The organism is Candidatus Thiodubiliella endoseptemdiera (assembly GCF_964212635.1).
GTDB lineage: Bacteria > Pseudomonadota > Gammaproteobacteria > PS1 > Pseudothioglobaceae > Thiodubiliella > Thiodubiliella endoseptemdiera.
On sequence record NZ_OZ156463.1, the window covers coordinates 1,078,123 to 1,097,550 of the forward strand.

Annotated in this window: 26 protein-coding genes and 1 pseudogene; 10 read left to right on the forward strand and 17 right to left on the reverse strand. The window is 36.7% G+C overall.

Annotated features, from left to right (window positions below; genetic code table 11):
• Positions 1–12 precede the first annotated feature (12 nt).
• From AB8525_RS05540 to AB8525_RS05555, 4 genes are read right to left on the reverse strand one after another with little or no spacing between them, the layout of a single operon-like run.
• Entirely contained in the window at positions 13–924 is a 912-nt protein-coding gene (locus AB8525_RS05540; RefSeq protein WP_369176747.1) for an MBL fold metallo-hydrolase, read from the reverse strand.
• A 12-nt stretch (positions 925–936) separates the two neighbouring features.
• The gene (locus AB8525_RS05545; protein WP_369176749.1) at positions 937–1,902 is read right to left on the reverse strand and encodes a permease; all 966 of its coding nucleotides are present in this window, start codon (positions 1,900–1,902) and stop codon (positions 937–939) included.
• The gene (locus AB8525_RS05550; protein ID WP_369176751.1) at positions 1,895–2,239 is read right to left on the reverse strand and encodes an ArsR/SmtB family transcription factor; all 345 of its coding nucleotides are present in this window, start codon (positions 2,237–2,239) and stop codon (positions 1,895–1,897) included. The genes AB8525_RS05545 and AB8525_RS05550 overlap by 8 nt, the downstream gene beginning before the upstream one ends.
• 7 nt (positions 2,240–2,246) lie before the next feature.
• Positions 2,247–2,444, reverse strand: coding sequence for a hypothetical protein (locus AB8525_RS05555; protein WP_369150017.1), 198 nt, complete (start codon positions 2,442–2,444; stop codon positions 2,247–2,249).
• Between the two features lie 105 nt (positions 2,445–2,549).
• Between AB8525_RS05555 and AB8525_RS05560 the strand changes: the two genes are divergently transcribed.
• On the forward strand, positions 2,550–3,506 hold the full coding sequence (locus tag AB8525_RS05560) for an MBL fold metallo-hydrolase (protein WP_369150018.1): 957 nt from the start codon (positions 2,550–2,552) through the stop codon (positions 3,504–3,506).
• A 134-nt stretch (positions 3,507–3,640) separates the two neighbouring features.
• Here AB8525_RS05560 and AB8525_RS05565 read toward each other — a convergent pair whose 3' ends face one another.
• From AB8525_RS05565 to AB8525_RS05615, 11 genes are all read right to left on the reverse strand, one after another.
• Positions 3,641–3,880, reverse strand: coding sequence for a glutaredoxin domain-containing protein (locus AB8525_RS05565; protein ID WP_369176753.1), 240 nt, complete (start codon positions 3,878–3,880; stop codon positions 3,641–3,643).
• A complete protein-coding gene (leuB, locus tag AB8525_RS05570) occupies positions 3,877–4,947 on the reverse strand; it encodes a 3-isopropylmalate dehydrogenase (protein ID WP_369176755.1) in 1,071 nt (356 codons plus the stop codon). Before leuB ends, AB8525_RS05565 begins: the two co-directional genes overlap by 4 nt.
• On the reverse strand, positions 4,947–5,117 hold the full coding sequence (locus AB8525_RS05575; protein WP_369176757.1) for a rubredoxin: 171 nt from the start codon (positions 5,115–5,117) through the stop codon (positions 4,947–4,949). Before AB8525_RS05575 ends, leuB begins: the two co-directional genes overlap by 1 nt.
• Before the next feature lie 81 nt (positions 5,118–5,198).
• Positions 5,199–5,798, reverse strand: coding sequence for a peroxiredoxin (locus tag AB8525_RS05580; protein ID WP_369176758.1), 600 nt, complete (start codon positions 5,796–5,798; stop codon positions 5,199–5,201).
• Positions 5,799–6,002: 204 nt separating this feature from the next.
• A complete protein-coding gene (locus tag AB8525_RS05585) occupies positions 6,003–6,704 on the reverse strand; it encodes a hypothetical protein (RefSeq protein WP_369176760.1) in 702 nt (233 codons plus the stop codon).
• A 111-nt stretch (positions 6,705–6,815) separates the two neighbouring features.
• Positions 6,816–7,136, reverse strand: coding sequence for a hypothetical protein (locus AB8525_RS05590; protein ID WP_369176762.1), 321 nt, complete (start codon positions 7,134–7,136; stop codon positions 6,816–6,818).
• A complete protein-coding gene (locus tag AB8525_RS05595) occupies positions 7,133–7,846 on the reverse strand; it encodes an outer membrane lipoprotein-sorting protein (RefSeq protein WP_369150025.1) in 714 nt (237 codons plus the stop codon). Before AB8525_RS05595 ends, AB8525_RS05590 begins: the two co-directional genes overlap by 4 nt.
• A complete protein-coding gene (locus tag AB8525_RS05600) occupies positions 7,828–7,977 on the reverse strand; it encodes a hypothetical protein (RefSeq protein WP_369150026.1) in 150 nt (49 codons plus the stop codon). The genes AB8525_RS05595 and AB8525_RS05600 overlap by 19 nt, the downstream gene beginning before the upstream one ends.
• A gap of 16 nt (positions 7,978–7,993) precedes the next feature.
• Positions 7,994–9,235, reverse strand: a complete 1,242-nt coding sequence (locus tag AB8525_RS05605) for an ABC transporter permease (protein ID WP_369176764.1) — start codon at positions 9,233–9,235, stop codon at positions 7,994–7,996.
• Positions 9,232–9,897 carry an ABC transporter ATP-binding protein gene (locus AB8525_RS05610; protein WP_369176766.1) on the reverse strand — a complete coding sequence of 222 codons (666 nt, stop codon included), beginning with the start codon at positions 9,895–9,897 and terminating at the stop codon, positions 9,232–9,234. The genes AB8525_RS05605 and AB8525_RS05610 overlap by 4 nt, the downstream gene beginning before the upstream one ends.
• Positions 9,872–10,315, reverse strand: a complete 444-nt coding sequence (locus AB8525_RS05615) for a DUF2141 domain-containing protein (protein WP_369176767.1) — start codon at positions 10,313–10,315, stop codon at positions 9,872–9,874. Before AB8525_RS05615 ends, AB8525_RS05610 begins: the two co-directional genes overlap by 26 nt.
• A gap of 133 nt (positions 10,316–10,448) precedes the next feature.
• On the opposite strand from AB8525_RS05615, the gene cysS reads away from it, so the two are divergent.
• The 7 genes from cysS (at position 10,449) to AB8525_RS05650 (ending at position 17,061) form a co-directional block, all read left to right on the forward strand.
• Complete coding sequence (gene cysS / locus AB8525_RS05620; RefSeq protein WP_369176769.1) at positions 10,449–11,837, forward strand: cysteine--tRNA ligase; 1,389 nt, start codon at positions 10,449–10,451, stop codon at positions 11,835–11,837.
• On the forward strand, positions 11,822–12,484 hold the full coding sequence (locus AB8525_RS05625) for an HAD-IA family hydrolase (RefSeq protein ID WP_369176771.1): 663 nt from the start codon (positions 11,822–11,824) through the stop codon (positions 12,482–12,484). Before cysS ends, AB8525_RS05625 begins: the two co-directional genes overlap by 16 nt.
• Positions 12,481–12,954 carry a metallophosphoesterase family protein gene (locus AB8525_RS05630; RefSeq protein ID WP_369176773.1) on the forward strand — a complete coding sequence of 158 codons (474 nt, stop codon included), beginning with the start codon at positions 12,481–12,483 and terminating at the stop codon, positions 12,952–12,954. Before AB8525_RS05625 ends, AB8525_RS05630 begins: the two co-directional genes overlap by 4 nt.
• Before the next feature lie 119 nt (positions 12,955–13,073).
• Complete coding sequence (locus tag AB8525_RS05635; protein ID WP_369150036.1) at positions 13,074–13,229, forward strand: hypothetical protein; 156 nt, start codon at positions 13,074–13,076, stop codon at positions 13,227–13,229.
• A 37-nt stretch (positions 13,230–13,266) separates the two neighbouring features.
• On the forward strand, positions 13,267–14,847 hold the full coding sequence (locus tag AB8525_RS05640) for a M15 family metallopeptidase (RefSeq protein ID WP_369176775.1): 1,581 nt from the start codon (positions 13,267–13,269) through the stop codon (positions 14,845–14,847).
• A 450-nt stretch (positions 14,848–15,297) separates the two neighbouring features.
• Positions 15,298–16,503 (forward strand): hypothetical protein, encoded by a 1,206-nt coding sequence (locus tag AB8525_RS05645; protein WP_369176777.1) that lies wholly within the window; start codon positions 15,298–15,300, stop codon positions 16,501–16,503.
• A gap of 81 nt (positions 16,504–16,584) precedes the next feature.
• A complete protein-coding gene (locus AB8525_RS05650) occupies positions 16,585–17,061 on the forward strand; it encodes a hypothetical protein (RefSeq protein ID WP_369176779.1) in 477 nt (158 codons plus the stop codon).
• Positions 17,062–17,099: 38 nt separating this feature from the next.
• Here AB8525_RS05650 and AB8525_RS05655 read toward each other — a convergent pair whose 3' ends face one another.
• On the reverse strand, positions 17,100–17,288 hold the full coding sequence (locus AB8525_RS05655) for a hypothetical protein (protein ID WP_369150041.1): 189 nt from the start codon (positions 17,286–17,288) through the stop codon (positions 17,100–17,102).
• 460 nt (positions 17,289–17,748) lie between these two features.
• Here AB8525_RS05655 and AB8525_RS05660 point away from each other — a divergent pair, with 460 nt between their 5' ends.
• Both AB8525_RS05660 and AB8525_RS05665 read left to right on the forward strand, forming a co-directional pair.
• Positions 17,749–17,955, forward strand: a complete 207-nt coding sequence (locus AB8525_RS05660) for a hypothetical protein (RefSeq protein WP_369176781.1) — start codon at positions 17,749–17,751, stop codon at positions 17,953–17,955.
• A gap of 416 nt (positions 17,956–18,371) precedes the next feature.
• Positions 18,372–18,503: pseudogene (locus AB8525_RS05665) on the forward strand (IS481 family transposase); the annotation flags it as partial.
• 582 nt (positions 18,504–19,085) lie between these two features.
• Here the strand turns inward: AB8525_RS05665 and AB8525_RS05670 are convergent.
• The gene (locus AB8525_RS05670; RefSeq protein ID WP_369176782.1) at positions 19,086–19,340 is read right to left on the reverse strand and encodes a hypothetical protein; all 255 of its coding nucleotides are present in this window, start codon (positions 19,338–19,340) and stop codon (positions 19,086–19,088) included.
• Positions 19,341–19,428 lie beyond the last annotated feature (88 nt).

A 19,428-nucleotide genomic window follows, 5' to 3' on the forward strand; every position in this document is an offset into this window, starting at 1 on the left:
CTCTCCTATTATTTATTCTTCAAACTCTAATTGCACAAAGGCATTTTGTGCATTTTTTCTAGCAATACCCTCAAAGTTTTTTAGATATTTAAAAGCATCTTGATTGATATCAGTTGCTTGCATAATATCACCATCTTCCTCAATTACTTTTCGCACTTCATCACGCAAAAACACCAAATAATCATAAGTGTCTTTAGTGGCTTCTACTAAGTTAGTCGTGTGTCCATGCCCTGGAATAATGTGTTTTGGTTTGAAACTTGCCATTTTTTCAAATACTTTAATCCAACTTTTGATATTTTTAGCAGGCCCTGTGCCAAGTGCCCTTTGGACAAAAACAATATCACCACTAAACATAATTTTTTCTTGTGGCATCCACACAAAAATATCACCCAGCGTATGTGCACCGCCGAAATGATACAACTCTAAATGCACACCACTAATATTGAGCATTTTTCTTTGTTTAAAAGTTGTATTAGCATAAACAGGTTTAGTACCCTTTAAACTGTCGCCAATTAAATTGCCTAAACGATTTAGATGATAATCAGTGCGCGCTATTTGGTCATTGCGTGTTTTTTCTGAAGCAATAATGTTTGCACCCAAGGTTTTAAAATAATCATTCCCAAGCCAGCGATGGTCTTGTCCACCAGTATTAATAACAGTGGTAATTGGTTTATCAGTTAGAGTTTGGATTGCTTGATGAATTTGTCTAGCACCCAAATAGCTTGCACCACTATCAATCACAATCACCCCTGTCTTAGTAATAACCACCCCATGAGTGGAATTGTTGCCTAAGTTTTGCGTACTTCTTTGTTTGGTTTCACCCACTAAGGCATAAACATAGTCATTAATTTTTTCAATCTTAAGTCCAGTACTGGCATAAACATTAATATTGAATAGCATTAGTAGTAATATTGTTTTTTTCATTTTTTTTATCCGTTATAAAACCAAATTAAACAACAGTCCAACTAGCATAATTGAGACTGCAACAATCGTTGTAAATAAAGCCAATGCCTTCCAGTGCATCACTTGCTTTAAAATCAATAACTCTGGCAAAGAAATAGCGGCAATACTCATCATAAATGCAAGTGTCGTGCCAACTGCAACGCCTTTAAGCAGCATAGCCTCCACAAGTGGAATAATACCAACTTCATCAGAATATAGCGGCACACCGGCAATAACTGCCATCGGCACTGCTAATAGATTATCTCCGCCTAAGCTTTGCGCCCAATCTTGGGGGAAATAACCATGGAATAATGCACCAACACCCACTCCTATAATTACCCACTTCCAAAGCTCGCCAAATATTTTTTTTGCTTCAACTACGGCGTATTTGTGCATAACTGCCCAACTTTTATCGGTTTGCATACTTGAAGTTGCAACCAGTTTGGCGTTTTTAATTTCATCATAATTAAAAATGTGTTTTTCCACGCCCATTCTTTCCATAATTCTGCCACCAATAAAGGCAATAATTGCACCTGAAACCACAAACATCAAAGTTGCTTTCCAGCCGACTACGCCAACTAGAATAATGACAGCAATTTCGTTAATCATCGGGCTGGCGATTAAAAAAGTAAAAACGATGCTTAATGGAATGCCAGCACGCAGGAACCCTAAAAATAGCGGGATAGAAGAACAAGAGCAAAAGGGGGTAATTGCACCTAAAATAATCGCCATAAATTGTGCAAAAGTTTTTGATTTGCCTTGCAGATAATCACGCACTTTTTCTGGTGAAATGTGAAAACGCAACAAACCCATAAAATAAATGATGATGATTAACATAAAAAATATTTTGACAATATCCATTATAAAGAACTGCATAACCTTGCCGAGACTACTACTGGCTGATATTGCCAATATATCAAAAGTAAGCCAATTGGCAAAATTCTCAAACGCTTCAAACATCACATTCTCCTATTTTTGGTCTATTTTTCATAACACTCAACCTATGCAAGTCACTTTTATACAAGACTTGTGCTCTTGCTTCAGTAGTAACAAATTTGATGATTTTCTTTTGAAAATCTGCTAAATCTGGGTGGATAGAATAAAGCACCCATTTACCACAACGGCGTTTACGGATTAAGCCATTTAATCTAAGAACACTTAAATGGCGCGATATTTTTGACTGAGGAAGTTTGAGTGCATACTCTAATTCACACACACATAATTCTTTGTTTTCACAGACTAAAGTGATACACCTGAGTCGGGTTTCGTCGGACAACACATTAAAAAATTCATTCATAGTTTATTTATATATTCACATATTCGTTTTTACACATATTATATACTAAAAAGTTTACATAGAGACCTTTGCATAAATAGGGATGATTAGCAAAATGACAGATTTTATTAAATTGGAAATTTTTTAAATCCACTCCTAGCAGGGCTAAGGGTGTTTTTAAAAAGTTTGTAATTTGATGAAAGATGGCGTTTTGATGATTATTCATATTTATGCAAAGGTCTCCATATGCAAAAAATAAAATACGCTGTTGATTTATGCAAAGGTCTCTTAAAATGGGAATATAATGCAATTTACTTTTAAGGAGAAAATAATGAAAAAACTACTATTAATATTAACAGCCATATTTTTAGTGATTGCCATTATCTGGTTATCACAGAATTCAGAAAAATATAAATTTGACAAAATTGCTGATAATGTCTATGTTATGCATGGTCCACTTGACGAGCCTAATCCAGAAAATCGTGGATTTATGAACAACCCTGGACTTATCGTTGGTAACATTGGTGCTGTTATTGTTGACCCAGGTAGCACAGTTGAGGTGGGAAGTAATGTTCTTGCTGCCGCAGAAAAGATTACCAACAAGCCTATTGTTGTCGTTTTTAATACCCATGTCCATGGTGACCACTGGTTAGGTAATCAGGCGATTGTTGCGCGTTACCCAAATGTCAAAATCTATGCCCATCCCAATATGATTGAGCAAGCCAAATCTGGTGAAGGTGAGCGTTGGGTAAAGTTAATGCATGATTTAACTGAAGGCGCATCTGATGGTACAAAACCCACTTATCCAACTAAGGCTAGTACACACTTACAAATCGTTAATGCAGGTGGTGAGACTTTTAAAATTCACCACAATATTACTAGGGCAGCACATACCAATACCGATATTATGGTTGAACATGTCAAGAGCAAAACTTTATTTATGGGTGACAATGGTTTACTACACAGACACGGACGATTTGATAACACCTCCGATATGCATGGCAATATTAAGGTATTAGAGTATGTAATCAATTTAGACTTAGATTATTATGTCCCTGGCCACGGTCCAACTGGCAATGCAGAAAGCACTGTAAAACCCTTCTTAAATTATTTACGCATCGTGCGTGACGAAGTCAAGAAAGGCTATGAAGAAGACTTAGCCGACTATGAAATCAAGCCGATTGCTGATAGAAAATTAACGGCTTATCATGACTGGCACGGTTACAAAAACAACATGGGTAAACATATTGGAAAAATGCTTAGCGAAATTGAAAACTTAGACGAATAATTTTAGGGATGTCTTAACATTCTGATTTTTATCAAAATTGAGGCATAAGAAATTTGAAAAACAGAAATTTGTACATAACAAATGACTGTTTTAAAAATTTCAACAACAAAGATTTTAATGAAAAGCGAAACTTATCAGTCAAAAAATCCATCCATATGCAACTCGGTTAAATCGCTAAATCCACCGATATGTTTGTTGTCGATAACAATTTGTGGCACCATTCTAGCACCATTTGTTACCTTGGAAAATTCTGCCATTAGGGCGCGATCTTCATCAATCATTTTTTGCTCAAAAGTTAAGTTCCATTTGTTTAACAATTCTTTGGTTTTGACGCAAATCGGGCAAGTATTGGTGGAGTAAACGACAATATTCATGCTAACGCTCCTACCACTAAATCGCCCATTTTGCTTGTGCCGACAACACTATCACCTTCTGCTGCAATGTCTTGGGTACGATAGCCTTGGTCTAGAACACTGTTAACGGCTGCTTCAATTTTTTCTGCCAAGTCTGCTTGATTAAGTGAATAACGCAACATCATTGCTACTGAAAGAATGGTTGCCAAAGGATTAGCCAAATCTTTGCCTGCAATGTCAGGTGCGCTGCCATGAATTGGCTCGTACATACCGAAGCCATCTTTGTTGAGGGAGGCACTTGGTAGCATGCCGATTGAGCCTGTGAGCATTGCCGCACAATCAGAAAGCACATCGCCAAATAAATTACTGGTTACCATCACATCAAATTGCTTTGGTGCTTTAACCAATTGCATCGCCGCATTATCCACATACATATGCGAAAGTTCGACATCTGGATAATCTTTTGCCACCTCGATCATGGTTTCACGCCATAATTCACACACTTCTAACACATTCGCCTTGTCAACTGAACAAACACGCCCATCACGCTTTTGTGCAATTTTAAATGCTGAATGTCCGATGCGTCGAATTTCAGACTCAAAATAACCTGCTGTATTAAAGCCATATTTTTCACCATTTCGTTCTTCAATGCCACGCGGTTGACCAAAGTAAATGCCTGCTACTAACTCACGCACAATCATCAAATCCAGCCCAGAAACCACTTCTTCTTTCAGCGTCGAAGCGCTGACAAGTTGCGGATATAAAATCGCAGGACGCAAGTTAGAGAATAGATCCATTTCAGCACGCAAGCCTAACAAACCTCGTTCGGGGCGTAAATTTCGCTCTAATTTCTCCCATTGGTAACCACCTACCGCACCTAGCAAGATTGAATCACATTGCTGTGCCATATCGAGCGTGGCTTGTGGCAAAGGTGAGTCAGTTTCATCGAACGCTGTGCCGCCGATTAAACCGTGAAGCAATTCCATATTAAGCGAGTGATTGTCATTTAAGTAATTGATAACTTTCAGTGCTTGGGCGACAATTTCTTGCCCAATGCCATCACCTGGCAATATTAGAACTTTTGACATTAAATTTCCACCATGTCAAACTGGTCTTTGTTAGCGCCACAATCAGGGCAAACCCAATCCTCAGGTATATCTTCCCATTTGGTTTTGGGCGCAATGCCTTCTTTTTCTGAGCCTAAATATTCATCATAAACCCAATCACAAATTGTGCATCTTAATTTTTTATACTGCATTATTTCCTCTTTATCTTTTTAAACATAAAAGTAAAAAAAGGGGGTAAATCACCCCCTTTTTTTTACTCACTAATTATCATCTTATAACTTAGCGGCATTCTTGGCTAAATACTCAGCCACGCCTGCTGGCGTGTCTTTCATACCTTCATCGCCTTTATTCCAACCTGCTGGGCAAACTTCACCGTTAGTAGTGTGGAAATCCAGTGCATCAACCATTCGTAACATCTCATCAACATCACGCCCAAGTGGTAAATCATTCACTACCTGATGACGCACATCAAAATTCTCATCAATCAAAAACGATGCACGAAGTGCAATGCCTGCTGGATGAATGATACCATAAGCCTCCATAATAGAGTGGTTAACATCAGCCACCAATGGAAAATCAATCTTGCCTAAACCACCGTCCTTAGGGTCGGTATTTCTCCACGCATTATGTGTGAATTGTGAATCAATAGAAACACCCACAACCTCAACACCTTTTTCAGCAAACTTTGCCATACGATGATGATGTGCCAAAATCTCAGAAGGACATACAAAAGTAAAGTCCAACGGATAAAAAAACAACATAATTTTCTTACCCTTTAAACTTGAAAGTGTAAAGTCATCTACGATTGACCCATCTGCCAATACTGCCGCTGATGTAAAGTCTGGTGCTTGTTGTGTTACTAAAACGCTCATATATTTCTCCAAAATTATAATAATAAAGCGTTAATTATACAACAACTCAGCACCGTATTTCATTTATAACAAAACATAAAACTAAGTAATCAACTAAATTAAGTGCATTAATAAATTTGAGCATATTCCAATATCTGCAATAGATTCAACTTAAATATCAATTTTTTACAAGGAGACCTTTGCATAAAGATTTAACGGAGTTTTTTAAAAATCAAAATTATAACGCAATACTAAACTGGTTTGATTTTGGTCAGGGAAGTAGGCTTTGTATTCGCTAGCAGGGGTGCCAGTGGCAGTGGAGTGGGATAAGGTAAGTTGCAGGTTTTCGGTTATGTTATTTTTCCATTTTAGGGTATTCAGGGCAGAGTTATCGGTACTGGTGCGACGACTTAGGCTGAGTTCGTGGGTGTTGAATTTTTTGCCTAAGCGTAAGAAATGATAGCGTTGGCGTAGGCCGTTGGGGCGGACTAGGGATAAATTTAATCCTGTTGTTAATCCAAATGTTTTGTAAGTTTGCCATTCTTGGGTGTTCATGCCGCGGTCGTCTTGGCTGATTTCGGCAATGATACTGGTGTTGTTGTCGCTGACCCAGTGCCAGCCTAACATTGCCCTGGTGTAGCGTTTGTCGTTATTGGTGCGATTTTCTGATTGTTCGCTAGGGATTGTTGTGCCTTTACGGGTGAAAAATGCGCCGTAGAGTTTAACATTGTCGGTGGCAATGTGGCGAAAACCTACGCCAAAGCCTGTTTTGACGGTTTCTTTTTTATGGGCGATGAAAGTTAAGTCAGTTTCGTCATTTAAGATGTAATTTAGGCGGACGCCTTGTGATTTGTAGCCGTAACCATGCACAGTATCGCGTGGTTTTTTGTCGTCGCTGATATACAAATCTAAATAGGAATTCTCCATACTATATCGCATAGCAATAGCGTTAATACCGAGTTTTTGGTTGAGCTCATCATCATTATTGATGGAGTGATAGGGATCAGTGACAGCTAAGGGGTTAAAGGCGTAGCCAAGTTACCAATTTTCAATAAATTTTCCCATTTGCACGCTTAAATCATCATTGATATCGGCAATATAAAATAGGCTTTGGATGGTAGTTTTTTTGGTGTCTATCTGATATTTTAGTTGATATTCAAAACCCGATATGTCGCCACTCAACCCTAAAATAGCGTTGGTTTTTTCTGTGTCTCTTAGCGTATTTTCGACAGCTGGATTTCCCCATAGCCCCTTTCTATCAAGTTTGTAACTGTGGGTAATAAAGGTGGCGTGGTTGATGGGTTTGGCGAATGCATTGCCTGCCAATAAACCCACGAGAATAAAAATGATTTTCTTCATCGGATGGCGTTACGCATACCTTGACTGGTTAAAAGGCGTTTTGGGATTTTTTTGGCGGTGATATTGAGAAAATTCATTACTGTTTTTTTACTTTTATTTTTTGAGGTGTAAGTAATACTATTAAGGATTTTTTCTTTGACATTGTAGTGCATTTTTTTATACAATTTGCCACTTCTTAAATAGGCATTTGCACTGATGGGGCGTTGGTCGGTGCTGTCAATGAGCAAAATAATTTTATGGTAAGTAGCACTGGATTTTTTAGCAATTAATTCTAAAATAGTAGTATTTGGCTTTTGTTCGATGATGCTGGGTGTGTAGTTTTTACTAAGACGCAGACCTGCAAGGTCGCCATACGATGCTTGCCCTAGCAAACGCTGAATTGGGGTGATGCGTACTGCACGAGAACTATTTTTAGGAGCAACGAACATTCCTTTATTGCTGAGTAAAATGCGATTGTCTTTGTCACTACCGTCTAAAACGCTGACTAAACTTTGTCCATCTTGATGGAAAACGGTGTAGTTTTGACTTTTTTCTATTATGTCATTTTTGTATTCATCAATGCGAATGTCTAATTGTGCGTGAAGAAAAGGTGAGCGGTAAGTGTCAACTTTGATCAATAGTTCCATTGCATTCATTGCCATTGCTGGTGCTGTCAATAACGCTAAAAATAGAAGTCGTAAAATAGTCATAATTATGTGAGACCTTTGCATAAATAGGGATGATTAGCAAAATGACAGATTTTATTAAATTGGAAATTTTTTAAATCCACTCCTAGCAGGGCTAAGGGTGTTTTTAAAAAGTTTGTAATTTGATGAAAGATGGCGTTTTGATGATTATTCATATTTATGCAAAGGTCTCTATGTATGAGAAAGTTGCTCAATAACTTTCTTTTTCAAAATTTTATTAATTGGTAAATAAGAGGCAGCGACACCCAACAAACTCATTGCTAATAATACCCATATTGCCATACCCATCGTCGGCAATATCAATAGCGGAAATTCCGTAGAACGCCCTGGTGGAGGCGGCATCATAATACCTGCTTGACTGATGGTAAATGCCAACACGAAGCCCAGTATTATGCCGAGAACAGCACCGATAAAGCCGATGATAAGCCCTTCAAAAACAAAATTAAGTCGTAGTTGCCATTTTTCAATGCCAAAAGCCCGTAGCGTGCCGATTTCTGGCACTCGCTCATTCACGGTTGTGCCCATCACATTTGCTACTGAAAGCAGGGCAACTGTCATAATAATCACACCCATTACTGTGAAAATTGAATAATAAATAATTTCTACGGCTTTGAAATAAGGTTTAATGTCGTACCAAGGTTGCACTGTCATTTTTGTGCCTTTTACTAAGGCTTTAATTTGAAGAAAAATGGATTTAGTCGCTTCAATATCACGCAATTGCACCACGATATTGCTGACTTTGTCGGTAAGTAATAGTTGTTGTGCCAAGGCAAGTGGCACTTTAATATCCAGTTGATTGGTAATTGGAATGCCTGTGTCATAAATCCCACTCACCGTTGCGTCAATGGCATTGATACCACCTTCAACGGTATTGGCAAGTAGCACCACTTCATCGCCGACATCAATGCTAAGTTTTTTTGCTAAATCAATGGCCAATACCGCTTGATAGGGATTTTTATCGGTGTCTTTAAACATTGCACCTTTGACAAAAGCACCTGCAGCATTACCTTGTTGCAGGCGTTTTTCTTTCTTACTTTCAATGCCTGTAGCACGAAATACGGTGCTAATACTGTCGTCTTTTGAGACAATGCCAGTAAACAATAATCTTTGCATTGCACGGCGCACAGGCTGGGTTGCTTCTAATTTTGCCACGGTTTCATTGGCGGTTTTGCTGTCTAATCCAAATGCTAATAATTCCGTTTCAAAGTCGTTCACCATTCGTTTATCTACAAGTTGCATATTGCCTGTGCCGCCTTGAACAATAACTCGGGTTAAGCCCCAAAAAGTAAAATTAATATAGCCATGAGCGACTATGATTGAACTAGAAACAATGGCAACTGTCCAAATTGCCACCATTGAACGGCGTCTATTGCGTGCGACATTACGCCAAGCGATTTTAAACCATTGACTCATACTAATTCTCCGTCTAATAGATTGATTGTGTTACTGACTTTGTCAAGTAAGCGGTCGTCGTGGGTAGAAAATAAGAAAGCCGTACCCAGTTCTTGGTTGAGTTTTTTCATCAAATCAATCAAAATAAAGGTATTTTCTGAGTCTAAATTTGCCGTCGGTTCATCTGCCAAAATCAATTTTGACTCACCCATCAACGAACGCGCCACGGATACCCTTTGTTGTTGCCCGCCTGAGAGTTGATGAGGAAAGGTATCCATCTTATCTTTCAACCCCACTTGTTCTAAAAAATATTGTGCTTGAGTTTTACGCTGTGCTACATTTGGAATACTAGAAAGTGCTGACATTTCCACATTTTCCAACGCTGTTAAGACGGGCAATAAATTAAAATCCTGAAAAATAAAACCCAAGTCAAATGCTCGCAAATGGTTGATGTGTGCCTCATTGTTGCTATCAATTTTCACGCCATCAAAATAATATTCGCCATTATCAGCATTATCCAGCAAACCAATCACATTTAATAAAGTGCTTTTACCCGAGCCACTTGGTCCAGAAACCGCTGTAAATGCACCTGTCTCAATCTCTAAATTAATATTTTTTAGTACTTTAACTTCCTTAATACCTTCGCCAAAAGTTTTGCTAATTTTGTTCAGTTTTATCAACATAATGTCCTATTATTTCAAAGTTAATTTGCATACCTGATTCTGGTAGTTTGAATTGCGCTTGGGAAAAGCTTGGCGCAGAAAATGCTGCCCTAGCATCATTAGAAAACCCATATGGCTCAAGTGGTATGCCTAGCAAAAATACTTTATTTAGCTCTTTATCTTTATTCTTATCATGAAATGCTGTCGCTGTATAAATCCCTGCGGGGGCTGATATTCTAGCAGATACACTGCCTTTTTTAGCAGGAATGCTCAACCCTATTGTTACCTTCCCATCGGGGAAATTTCCCTTGTCTTTTTCAGAAAATAAACCAAGTTCAATATTCCCCTCATTACTTTCAATACCTTCCATAACAATGAGAAAATCCGCTGCAAATACAGACGAAGTTAAAAAACCAAACAATACAATTATCTTTTTCATTTTATTTCTCCTTTTTAAATTAAGTGGCAATCATAATGTTTAAAAAAAAATAATGTACACAAAAGGATAAAAAGCCTTTTTTTTACGGCTAAAAGGTTAGTAAAAACGATGAACGGGACTGTAAAATACCGCTATGCTAAAAATTTACAACACTCTCAGTAAAGAAAAAGAAGTTTTCCAACCTATCAATCCAGAAAAAGTCGGGATGTATGTTTGTGGAATGACGGTTTATGATTATTGTCATATGGGGCATGCCCGTGTGTTAGTGATGTTTGATGTTATTACTCGCCACCTACGACGCCATTTTCCGCAGGTGGAATATGTGCGTAATATTACTGATATTGACGACAAGATTATCCAACGAGCGATTGAAAATAAGGAAGATATTTATGCACTAACCAATCGTTTTATTGATGCAATGCACGAAGATGAGCGGGCTTTAGGGATTTTGCCACCTGATGCAGAACCGCGGGCGACGGATGCAATTGACCAGATGTTTTATATGATTAAAACTTTGATTGATAAAGGAATCGCTTATCAAGGCGAGAATGGCGATGTGTATTATTCGGTGCGACAATTTAAAAATTACGGCAAGTTGAGTGGCAAAAATATTGATGACCTTGAAGCGGGCGCACGAGTTGGTGTGGAATCGAATAAAAAAGACCCATTGGATTTTGTACTGTGGAAAATGGCAAAACCAAACGAGCCAAGTTGGGAATCGCCTTGGGGTGATGGTCGTCCAGGCTGGCATATTGAATGTTCGGCGATGTCGTGCAATCATTTGGGTAATCATTTTGATATTCACGGGGGTGGGATGGATTTGGCTTTTCCACATCACGAAAATGAGATTGCGCAATCTGAAGGCGCAAACGACTGCACTTTTGTAAATACTTGGATGCATGTGGGTTTTGTCAATATTAATAATGAAAAAATGAGCAAGTCGCTGGATAATTTTTTCACCATTCGTGGGGTGATGGAGAATTATGATGGTGAATCGTTGCGTTACTTTATTATGAGTTCGCATTATCGATCTCCGCTTAATTTCTCTGATGAAAACTTAGACAATGCCAAAGCTTCTTTAACGCGTTTGTATACTGCCACTCGTGGATTACAAGCTTCAGAATCAGCGATGGAAGAAGTCTCACAACGCTTTGATTTTGAAGCACGAATGACCGCAGCCTTAGATGATGATTTTAATACACCGATTGCACTCAGTATTTTATTTGAGTTAGCAAAAATGGCAAATGCTGAACGAGAAAAAGACCCAGACCAAGCCAATGCCTTGGGGCAATTACTCAGAAAGCTCGGTGGCTACATCGGTATTTTACAAATGAATGCAGATGAATTTTTAAAACAAGGTGTTGCGTTATCTGATGACGCTATTGACGCAAAAATCTGCCAACGAAACGATGCCAGAGCCAATAAAGATTTTTCCACTTCTGATCAAATCAGAGACGAATTAGCCGAATTGGGTATTATTTTAGAAGACAGCGCAGGCGTAACCACATGGCGCAGAAAATAGACTGGGATAATATCGACACTGTGCTTTTAGATATGGACGGCACTTTGTTGGATTTGAACTATGACCTGCATTTTTGGATGGAATATATGCCTTTGATTTTTGCTAAAAAGCACGACTTAACGCACAATGAAGCCAAAGACAAACTGTTTCCAATTCTTCGTGCTGAAGAAGGAAAATTGCACTGGTATTGCCTGGACTATTGGCAGGAAAAATTACAATTAGACATTGCCACACTCAAACAAGATGTGGCACATCTCATTCAAATTCACCCTTTTGTATTAGAGTTTTTAGAACAGGCCAAAGCCCATAAAAAACGCATTTACCTCGTTACTAACGCACACAGAAAAACCCTGCAATTGAAAATGCGAGTAACCAATTTAGAGTCCTATTTTGACGGTATGATTGTTTCTCACGATTACAAAGTCGCCAAAGAAAAGCAAGAATTTTGGCACAAATTAGAAGCCGAATTAAAATTTGATAAGGCAAAAAGCATCTTTTTTGACGATTCATTAGCCGTGCTAAAATCCGCCCAACAATACGGTATCGGTACTATTGTTGCAATGAGCAAACCTAGCTCCAAAATGGATGCTAAAGAAATTGAAGGTTTTATCAATATTGAAACTTTTGAACACGCACTTATAAAATGAAAATCGGCATTCTCTCAGACTCCCACGGCTGGATTCACCCAGAAATTATCAGCCTAATGAACACCTGCGACAAAATTATCCATGCAGGCGACATTATGGAAGAAGATACACTGAAAGCACTCACCGCCCCCCTTATTACAGTTAGAGGTAATAATGACGAACACCTTGCCTTTGCCGACATTGAAACGCTTGATTTACCTGGTGGAAAATTAGTGGTAGAACACGGTCATAAACACGGCTGGCACACCCCATCACATAATTCTTTACGAGAAGCACACGCTGAGGCTAAAGTTATTGTTTACGGACATACGCATAAGCAACTTATTGACACTGAAATCAGCCCCTGGATAGTCAACCCCGGTGCATCGGGTGCTATTCGTAATAAGGGTAGTTCTAAATGCTTAATACTCACTATTGATGATGAACAAAACTGGGAAATCATAACATGTGAATTTACTAACGATGCGTAAACGATGAATGCAATCATTCGATTTAGTGAAACACATAAAATAGTACCTTTTCCACCTAAAAACTTGTCACATTCTCTTATTTTTGAACAAAGTTTTCAATATGAGACCTTTGCATAAATATGAATAATCATCAAAACGCCATCTTTCATCAAATTACAAACTTTTTAAAAACACCCTTAGCCCTGCTAGGAGTGGATTTAAAAAATTTCCAATTTAATAAAATCTGTCATTTTGCTAATCATCCCTATTTATGCAAAGGTCTCAATATAAAATAAGTTCTTTAAAGCACAAGTACAGCAAAAGGTAAAAGCTATGCAACAAAAAATAAATAAACGGACATTAACTTTTATTATTGGTTTCTTATCAATAGTTTCTTGCCAAACGGCTATCAGTAAAGACAAAGCAACATCGTTTGATACTTTGACGAATGTGGATTATGTACGAAAATTAACCATTCAAGAGTTTCCTCTTTTTAGGCAAATTAAAAAAATAGAGGCAAGCACTACCCTAACTGTTAGTTATAAAGATTACAATGGCGATTTACATCATGATGGGGCACTTGAAGTGCCTGCTAATATTGCCAATCAAGTAAAGGCATTGTTTCCTGATTTGTTAGCAAATGGCTTTCTTTTTCAAAAAATCAAGCCTTTATCACAATATAGCGATGTTTATGCAGCAATGAAAGACAATGCAACTTTTTTCTTTACAAGCACTTTAGGGAGGATATGGCTAGTTATCAACCCAATAAATAATCCACTCATTGTGCGTGATATTGGAAACAAAAATGCAGCATATAAACATACTTTTGCCCATGGGGTGGCGACCAGCAATAAATTGGTAATTTTTCCTGCCGCAGGGGTTTTGTCAGTCAATGTGAATCAAACTGGAAATGTTGGAAAACTAACACCAAAAGCATTAGAAGTATTCTCCAAACATAATTTTATTCAAGCATTACAAGCAAATGACAACCCTGATATGTTATTTTTTGGCTTACTGGGTTATCAATATAAGGCACCTAAAATGCCTAAAAAAATTGATTTTGCCGATACATCTTCAGTTACCCCAACATTTTCTTATGAGCCTCTACCAGATAGCGTGAAAAAAGCACTGATTAACAGTGGAGCATGGAAAAAAGGTTGTCCAGTTAGTTTAGAAAGACTGAACTATGTCCAATTCGGTTATTACGGCTATGACGGAAATATCGCCCAAGGATCACTAGTAACAGCCGATGTTGTTGCCCCTAATATTTTAGAAATTTTTAAAAACTTCTTCCAAAATAAAATTGCCATTGAAAAACCAGGCGGTGAAAAGGTGGGTGGCACCGGTATGTTTAATTGTCGAAAAATTACTGGAGAATCTGGATTTTCACTACATTCTTACGGCACAGCACTTGACCTTAGTTACTATCGAAACCCCTATATAGGTATATATAAACTGGATAAAAATAACGACGGCATAGCAGCAACAGGGGTGATTGTAATTCCTGACAGCCAATTGATTTTTTTGGCTCGTAATCAGCATACAGATGGTTTTAATGAAGCCCATGTTGATTACCTCCGTTCTCAAGGATTATCTGAGTGGGGCGGTCATTGGCTTAATCGCACTGATTATATGCATTTCCAAACCAGCCCATTCTTCTCATATCTATTCCCTCTTATCAATGAAAAAAGCGGGAAAATTCTACTTACTTTAGAGAAAAATAAAGACAGCCTTTTGCACAAGTTTTCCATTCAAAGCACAGAAATGGCTAAATGGTCGCTAATGGCACAACTTTACCCCAAGCACTTCGCTCAAGCGTTTGTTAAAAATATTGCACAATTTGATACTTTGGGTGAAGATGGGTTTTATCAAATGCTTTACACAAAACTTCAGGCACAGGCAACCAGTCAATAAATCAAATTTTTTAACAAGGTCTTTATAATGCGTAGCCTCCCAAATAGTTGCCCCTTAAAAACCAGCTAACCTTTGTTTTAAAAGATAAGTAGGTAAATTAGAAATAATGGAAACACCTTATTACTTCTTGACAACCCCAAAATATTCTATATAATTCCTCAACTATGATAACACATTCAACCATTCCCCGCCACACCCCCTCATAAAATTACACTCTGACCCTAATTATTTATTTTAGAAGTTGAAAGACTCTATCCATTAAGCGGAAAACAACAAAAACAACAAGCATGGGGTGAAATTAACCAAGCAATAAAATCAATAGGGGATGGGTATAAAGAACAATCTAAAGCATATGAGTCAATTTTACAAAATCAAAGACAAAGACCTAATACAACTATTATTTATCCTGCAAATTACAAAGGATGGATTCCAGTATATTAACGACATAAAATGACCAAAAATTTAACTCAAGGGCTAACGCCATCTGAAAAATTTGTTAATAATCTTTGTGAATTATCATTCTTAAAATTATGGACACATCCAAACCCTAAAGGCAAAAAAGATAAAGAATTATGCGATTGCCTAATTGTTTGTGGAGTACATATCGTTATTATCTCTGTTAAGGAAATTGAATATAAAAATACAGAAAGTGAAGCAGGATATGATAGGTGGACTAAAAAAGCGATAGATAAATCAGCAAACCAAATATATGGTGCGAAGCATTGGCTAGAAGGTACAGATGCCGTTAAAAGACACGATGAAAGAATAATCAATTTACCGCCTAAATCGGAAAGAATATATCACAGAATATCTGTCTCTTTAGGCTCAAAAGATCAAGTTCCTATGCCGTATGGAGATTTAGGAAGTGGCTTTATACATATTTGTGATGAAAAAAGTACAAAAATTTTATTTAAAGAACTTGATACAATTTCAGACTTTACAAATTTTTTACAAGCTGTTGAAAATTTATCAGATAAAACAAAACTGATTTTTGATGGCGGAGGTATTGAAGATTTAATTGCCTTATATTTGCAAAATAATAATTTATTCAATATTAATGAAAATAGTAAAAAACCAAGTTTGATGTTATTAGAAAACGATATGTGGATCGGATGGGTAAATTCACAAGAATATAAAGACAGGTTGTTAGATTTAAAGTCTTCCTATATTTGGGATGAATTAATTGAACATTATTCAAAATATTTATTATCTGGAGAAATATTTGATTTTTATAATCGAAAAGCCACAGACAATGATTGGGCTATTATGACAATGGCTTTACAGCCAAGAGGTCATCGCGCAGTTCTTATGGATGCTTTTATTGAATATCTAAACAATAATAAAAGTGCTTCTCGCATAGCCCAAGGTTACGACAACACTATTTTTGTTTTTTTAAGGGGTAAGCATTGTGATAGAGAGCATAGATCTAAAGAATTGCTTTTAAGGTGCTGTATAGTGAGTGTCAATTTAGAAAATAAAATAATAGTTGGTATAGCAAGAGATAAACCAGAAGGAAATGGATCTTCCTCAGATCTTGTGTATATAGAAAATAAAAACTGGACACAAAAAGAAAAAGATGAATATAAAAAACTTTCAAAAGAATTTAATTATTTTAAAGGCATAAACTGGGAAAAAATGAAAGAGATGAGTTTATGAAAAAGCATCTAACAAATCATTCCACCTGACCGCTAACGCGTCAGGTGAATTCAAGTGTTAGGGCTATAAACGAGACATATAATGAGAAAGTTTGTTTGGGATACATCAGCAATTGTAAATATAAAAGAGCCAAATGCTGAAGGTTACTCACCAGGTAATAGCTTTTACGAAGATTTCAACGATGGTTGGATTGAAGGGGAATATTTAAATATTTTTCCTACGCTAGCAGTTTTTGAAATTCAAGCAACCGTCTCTAAAAAACATAGAAAAGGTCAGCGTATTTTAAGAGATTTTTATCTTATGGATGACAATGCAATTTCATATGATGTAAACCAAGAGTTAATTACTAAATCAATTGATTTGTTCACCCTTGATGGTTTTAACAATCTTCAAGGAGCAGACCTTGTGTTTGCTTGTATCGCTCATGTTGAAGATGCATATTTAGTTACAATGGATAGAAAGCTGGCCTTACATGCATCAAAACAAATAAAGGTAATTAATCTTAATGAGAGTGCTGAATCAGCAAATTATCGTGCATTATTCCAATACAATAATTAGGGTCAAATAATTAGAAATAATTAGGGTCAGAGTGTAATTTATTCAACATTTTTCTTCGGTCTTCCTGCTTTTCTACTACTTACCCTAGCATTATTCAAAACTTCAATTTCTTTGATAAAAACCTCATTACCAAGTGCTAACCCTTTGTTAATATTTTTCCTGATATTACCTCGTTGTATGATATGCTGAGGAATATCTGCTGGAGTTATGCGTTTTAGTCTTGCCATTTTGAAATACAGAATACAAAAGAGAAATATTATTTTAGCGTAAAAATAACACTCTGACCTTAATTATTTGTAATTGCTCTTGAGTGTGAATTTGTATTTGCATTCTTGTGGTAGTTTTGTTGCATGTCTTCTCCTTTTGTGGTGAAAAAAGTTGATATGTTACGATAACTATCACTCTTATTTGAGTGTTAGTTTAAGGGTTTGAATTTTTATTTTTCTGTATTTTTGCAAGCAAAAATTCAAACCCTTAAAATGACCATTGTGCTAGGCTTGAGAATTATTAATTCAAATGCTTAAAGTGGAATAACGTGGTGAAACTGGATAGTTAAGGGGTAAAAAGTGGATTTACACAGTTTGGTTTACACTCCCTTTTTTAGGTTTTTTTGAAATTAATTTTTAATTAGAGAACATTAAAGATATTTTATGTAATATAATTATATTCAGAGACCTTTGCATAAATTTGAATAATCATCAAAACGCCATCTTTCATCAAATTACAAACTTTTTAAAAACACCCTTAGCCCTGCTAGGAGTGGATTTAAAAAATTTCCAATTTAATAAAATCTGTCATTTTGCTAATCATCCCTATTTATGCAAAGGTCTCTCTCAATTATACCATTTTCAAATAACAACACTAAAAAATTCTGATGCCCTAATCCAAAAATAGAAAACAAAAAAGTACAGAAATCCTAACTGGTATAATAACAGTTTCAACAAAAAAACCTTGAACCATTAACCAAATTTCTGTTCTTAAACTATAAACTTACCTAGCATCAACTGTCAAGGAGTGCTAGCGTTCAAGCCCTTGACAGTTAAAACTAGATTTGTTGGTATAATAGATCAGCCAATTAAGGATAAAAATGACTGTGAACAGTCAAGATTCTGCTTAAAAGTTGCGCGGGAAATGGGGTATTACAGAGGTAATTGTGAATTTCTACCGTTTCACCATCTAATCTTAACTTTTTCTTGCTACCTTTAGCCGTTTCAAGATGGTAAATTTTCTTGCCTTCTTTGCTAATAAAGTAGTTGTTTAGTCCCACAATCTTATGGTGTATCATTACCCCAACTACAGGAGACTAACTTATGGGGAACATACTGCATGCTAATGCCAAGACTACGCCACGAATCAGAACTGAAATTCAAAACGCTACAGCGAGCATCGCTGTTTTAGCCGAGCGCTACAAATTAAATCCTAAAACCATTATTCGCTGGAAAAATACCCTCTCTGTAGCAGATAAAAAATCAGGACCTAAAGTCTGTAATGGTCTAATCAACTTGGACACATTTCAAGCCACTTTTTTTTGATTTTAGTGTTTCATATGCCTTGCAATCTTTTGGACTTTTTAAATCACAGGATTTAAGTTCTTTTTTTTTGATAAAAAAAGACATTCAAACGCACTCCAAAATTAAAAATAAATTAGTTTTAAAATACTAACGGCCATTGAAAACAAAATTATTTTTAAAAACATTAAACACCAACAATGCACTAACAATTAAATCAATGTTGGTGGCACTTTTTTTGGTGTTAAATTTCAGAACATTGCTTATCTCAAAAATTGTTAAAAACAAAAGAAACATCCACGACATCCCGCAAGCGGGAACCCTGAAAATCTTCTACACCTGATACGCAATATCTACAGGTTTATCAAAAATTGTAATGCGTGTGTCTGTCGGATCTGACGAAATCCAGCCAGTGTTTACATCAAAAGTCAAGGCAATCGTTCTATTCTTAGGCGGAAAATCAATTAATACTGCTTTATTCTCTGATGTTGCTGTGACTGTTCCAATTTCTCGCTATTATTGTGAAAACATTAGTAATATTTTTTCGTGCGGTTTCAATTGAACAAAAAACTGAGGTTCAATATTCACCGCAACAAATGGATTAATATCACCGTCAACAATCGTCCCTAGCCCACAACTAAATTGGAATTCTTTAACGGTCCGCTCCTCCATTCCAAAGTTAAAACTTTCTTTGTCACCACCCTTTGATACAACATCTGTTCCGTCTTTAGCTAATGTATATAAGTTTGATAGCCCCATAATACGCACCATCAAGAAACTCTTTAATTGCTCTTATCGCTTGAAATAAAGTCGTTGCAACCATCTATATAGCCCCAACATCAGGTGCTTTTAACCCAGT

Coding starts and splice junctions, on each gene's coding strand:
- AB8525_RS05585 (WP_369176760.1), bottom strand. CDS start 6,704: ATGGAGAATTCCTATTTAGATTTGTATATCAGCGACGACAAAAAACCA.
- AB8525_RS05645 (WP_369176777.1), top strand. CDS start 15,298: ATGACCAAAAATTTAACTCAAGGGCTAACGCCATCTGAAAAATTTGTT.
- AB8525_RS05545 (WP_369176749.1), bottom strand. CDS start 1,902: ATGTTTGAAGCGTTTGAGAATTTTGCCAATTGGCTTACTTTTGATATA.
- AB8525_RS05560 (WP_369150018.1), top strand. CDS start 2,550: ATGAAAAAACTACTATTAATATTAACAGCCATATTTTTAGTGATTGCC.
- AB8525_RS05580 (WP_369176758.1), bottom strand. CDS start 5,798: ATGAGCGTTTTAGTAACACAACAAGCACCAGACTTTACATCAGCGGCA.
- AB8525_RS05550 (WP_369176751.1), bottom strand. CDS start 2,239: ATGAATGAATTTTTTAATGTGTTGTCCGACGAAACCCGACTCAGGTGT.
- AB8525_RS05670 (WP_369176782.1), bottom strand. CDS start 19,340: ATGGTGCGTATTATGGGGCTATCAAACTTATATACATTAGCTAAAGAC.
- AB8525_RS05565 (WP_369176753.1), bottom strand. CDS start 3,880: ATGAATATTGTCGTTTACTCCACCAATACTTGCCCGATTTGCGTCAAA.
- AB8525_RS05635 (WP_369150036.1), top strand. CDS start 13,074: ATGAATAATCATCAAAACGCCATCTTTCATCAAATTACAAACTTTTTA.
- AB8525_RS05655 (WP_369150041.1), bottom strand. CDS start 17,288: ATGGCAAGACTAAAACGCATAACTCCAGCAGATATTCCTCAGCATATC.
- AB8525_RS05640 (WP_369176775.1), top strand. CDS start 13,267: ATGCAACAAAAAATAAATAAACGGACATTAACTTTTATTATTGGTTTC.
- AB8525_RS05555 (WP_369150017.1), bottom strand. CDS start 2,444: ATGAATAATCATCAAAACGCCATCTTTCATCAAATTACAAACTTTTTA.
- cysS (WP_369176769.1), top strand. CDS start 10,449: ATGCTAAAAATTTACAACACTCTCAGTAAAGAAAAAGAAGTTTTCCAA.
- AB8525_RS05600 (WP_369150026.1), bottom strand. CDS start 7,977: ATGAATAATCATCAAAACGCCATCTTTCATCAAATTACAAACTTTTTA.
- AB8525_RS05610 (WP_369176766.1), bottom strand. CDS start 9,897: ATGTTGATAAAACTGAACAAAATTAGCAAAACTTTTGGCGAAGGTATT.
- AB8525_RS05540 (WP_369176747.1), bottom strand. CDS start 924: ATGAAAAAAACAATATTACTACTAATGCTATTCAATATTAATGTTTAT.
- AB8525_RS05625 (WP_369176771.1), top strand. CDS start 11,822: ATGGCGCAGAAAATAGACTGGGATAATATCGACACTGTGCTTTTAGAT.
- AB8525_RS05575 (WP_369176757.1), bottom strand. CDS start 5,117: ATGCAGTATAAAAAATTAAGATGCACAATTTGTGATTGGGTTTATGAT.
- AB8525_RS05605 (WP_369176764.1), bottom strand. CDS start 9,235: ATGAGTCAATGGTTTAAAATCGCTTGGCGTAATGTCGCACGCAATAGA.
- AB8525_RS05595 (WP_369150025.1), bottom strand. CDS start 7,846: ATGCAAAGGTCTCACATAATTATGACTATTTTACGACTTCTATTTTTA.
- AB8525_RS05590 (WP_369176762.1), bottom strand. CDS start 7,136: ATGAAGAAAATCATTTTTATTCTCGTGGGTTTATTGGCAGGCAATGCA.
- AB8525_RS05615 (WP_369176767.1), bottom strand. CDS start 10,315: ATGAAAAAGATAATTGTATTGTTTGGTTTTTTAACTTCGTCTGTATTT.
- AB8525_RS05650 (WP_369176779.1), top strand. CDS start 16,585: ATGAGAAAGTTTGTTTGGGATACATCAGCAATTGTAAATATAAAAGAG.
- leuB (WP_369176755.1), bottom strand. CDS start 4,947: ATGTCAAAAGTTCTAATATTGCCAGGTGATGGCATTGGGCAAGAAATT.
- AB8525_RS05630 (WP_369176773.1), top strand. CDS start 12,481: ATGAAAATCGGCATTCTCTCAGACTCCCACGGCTGGATTCACCCAGAA.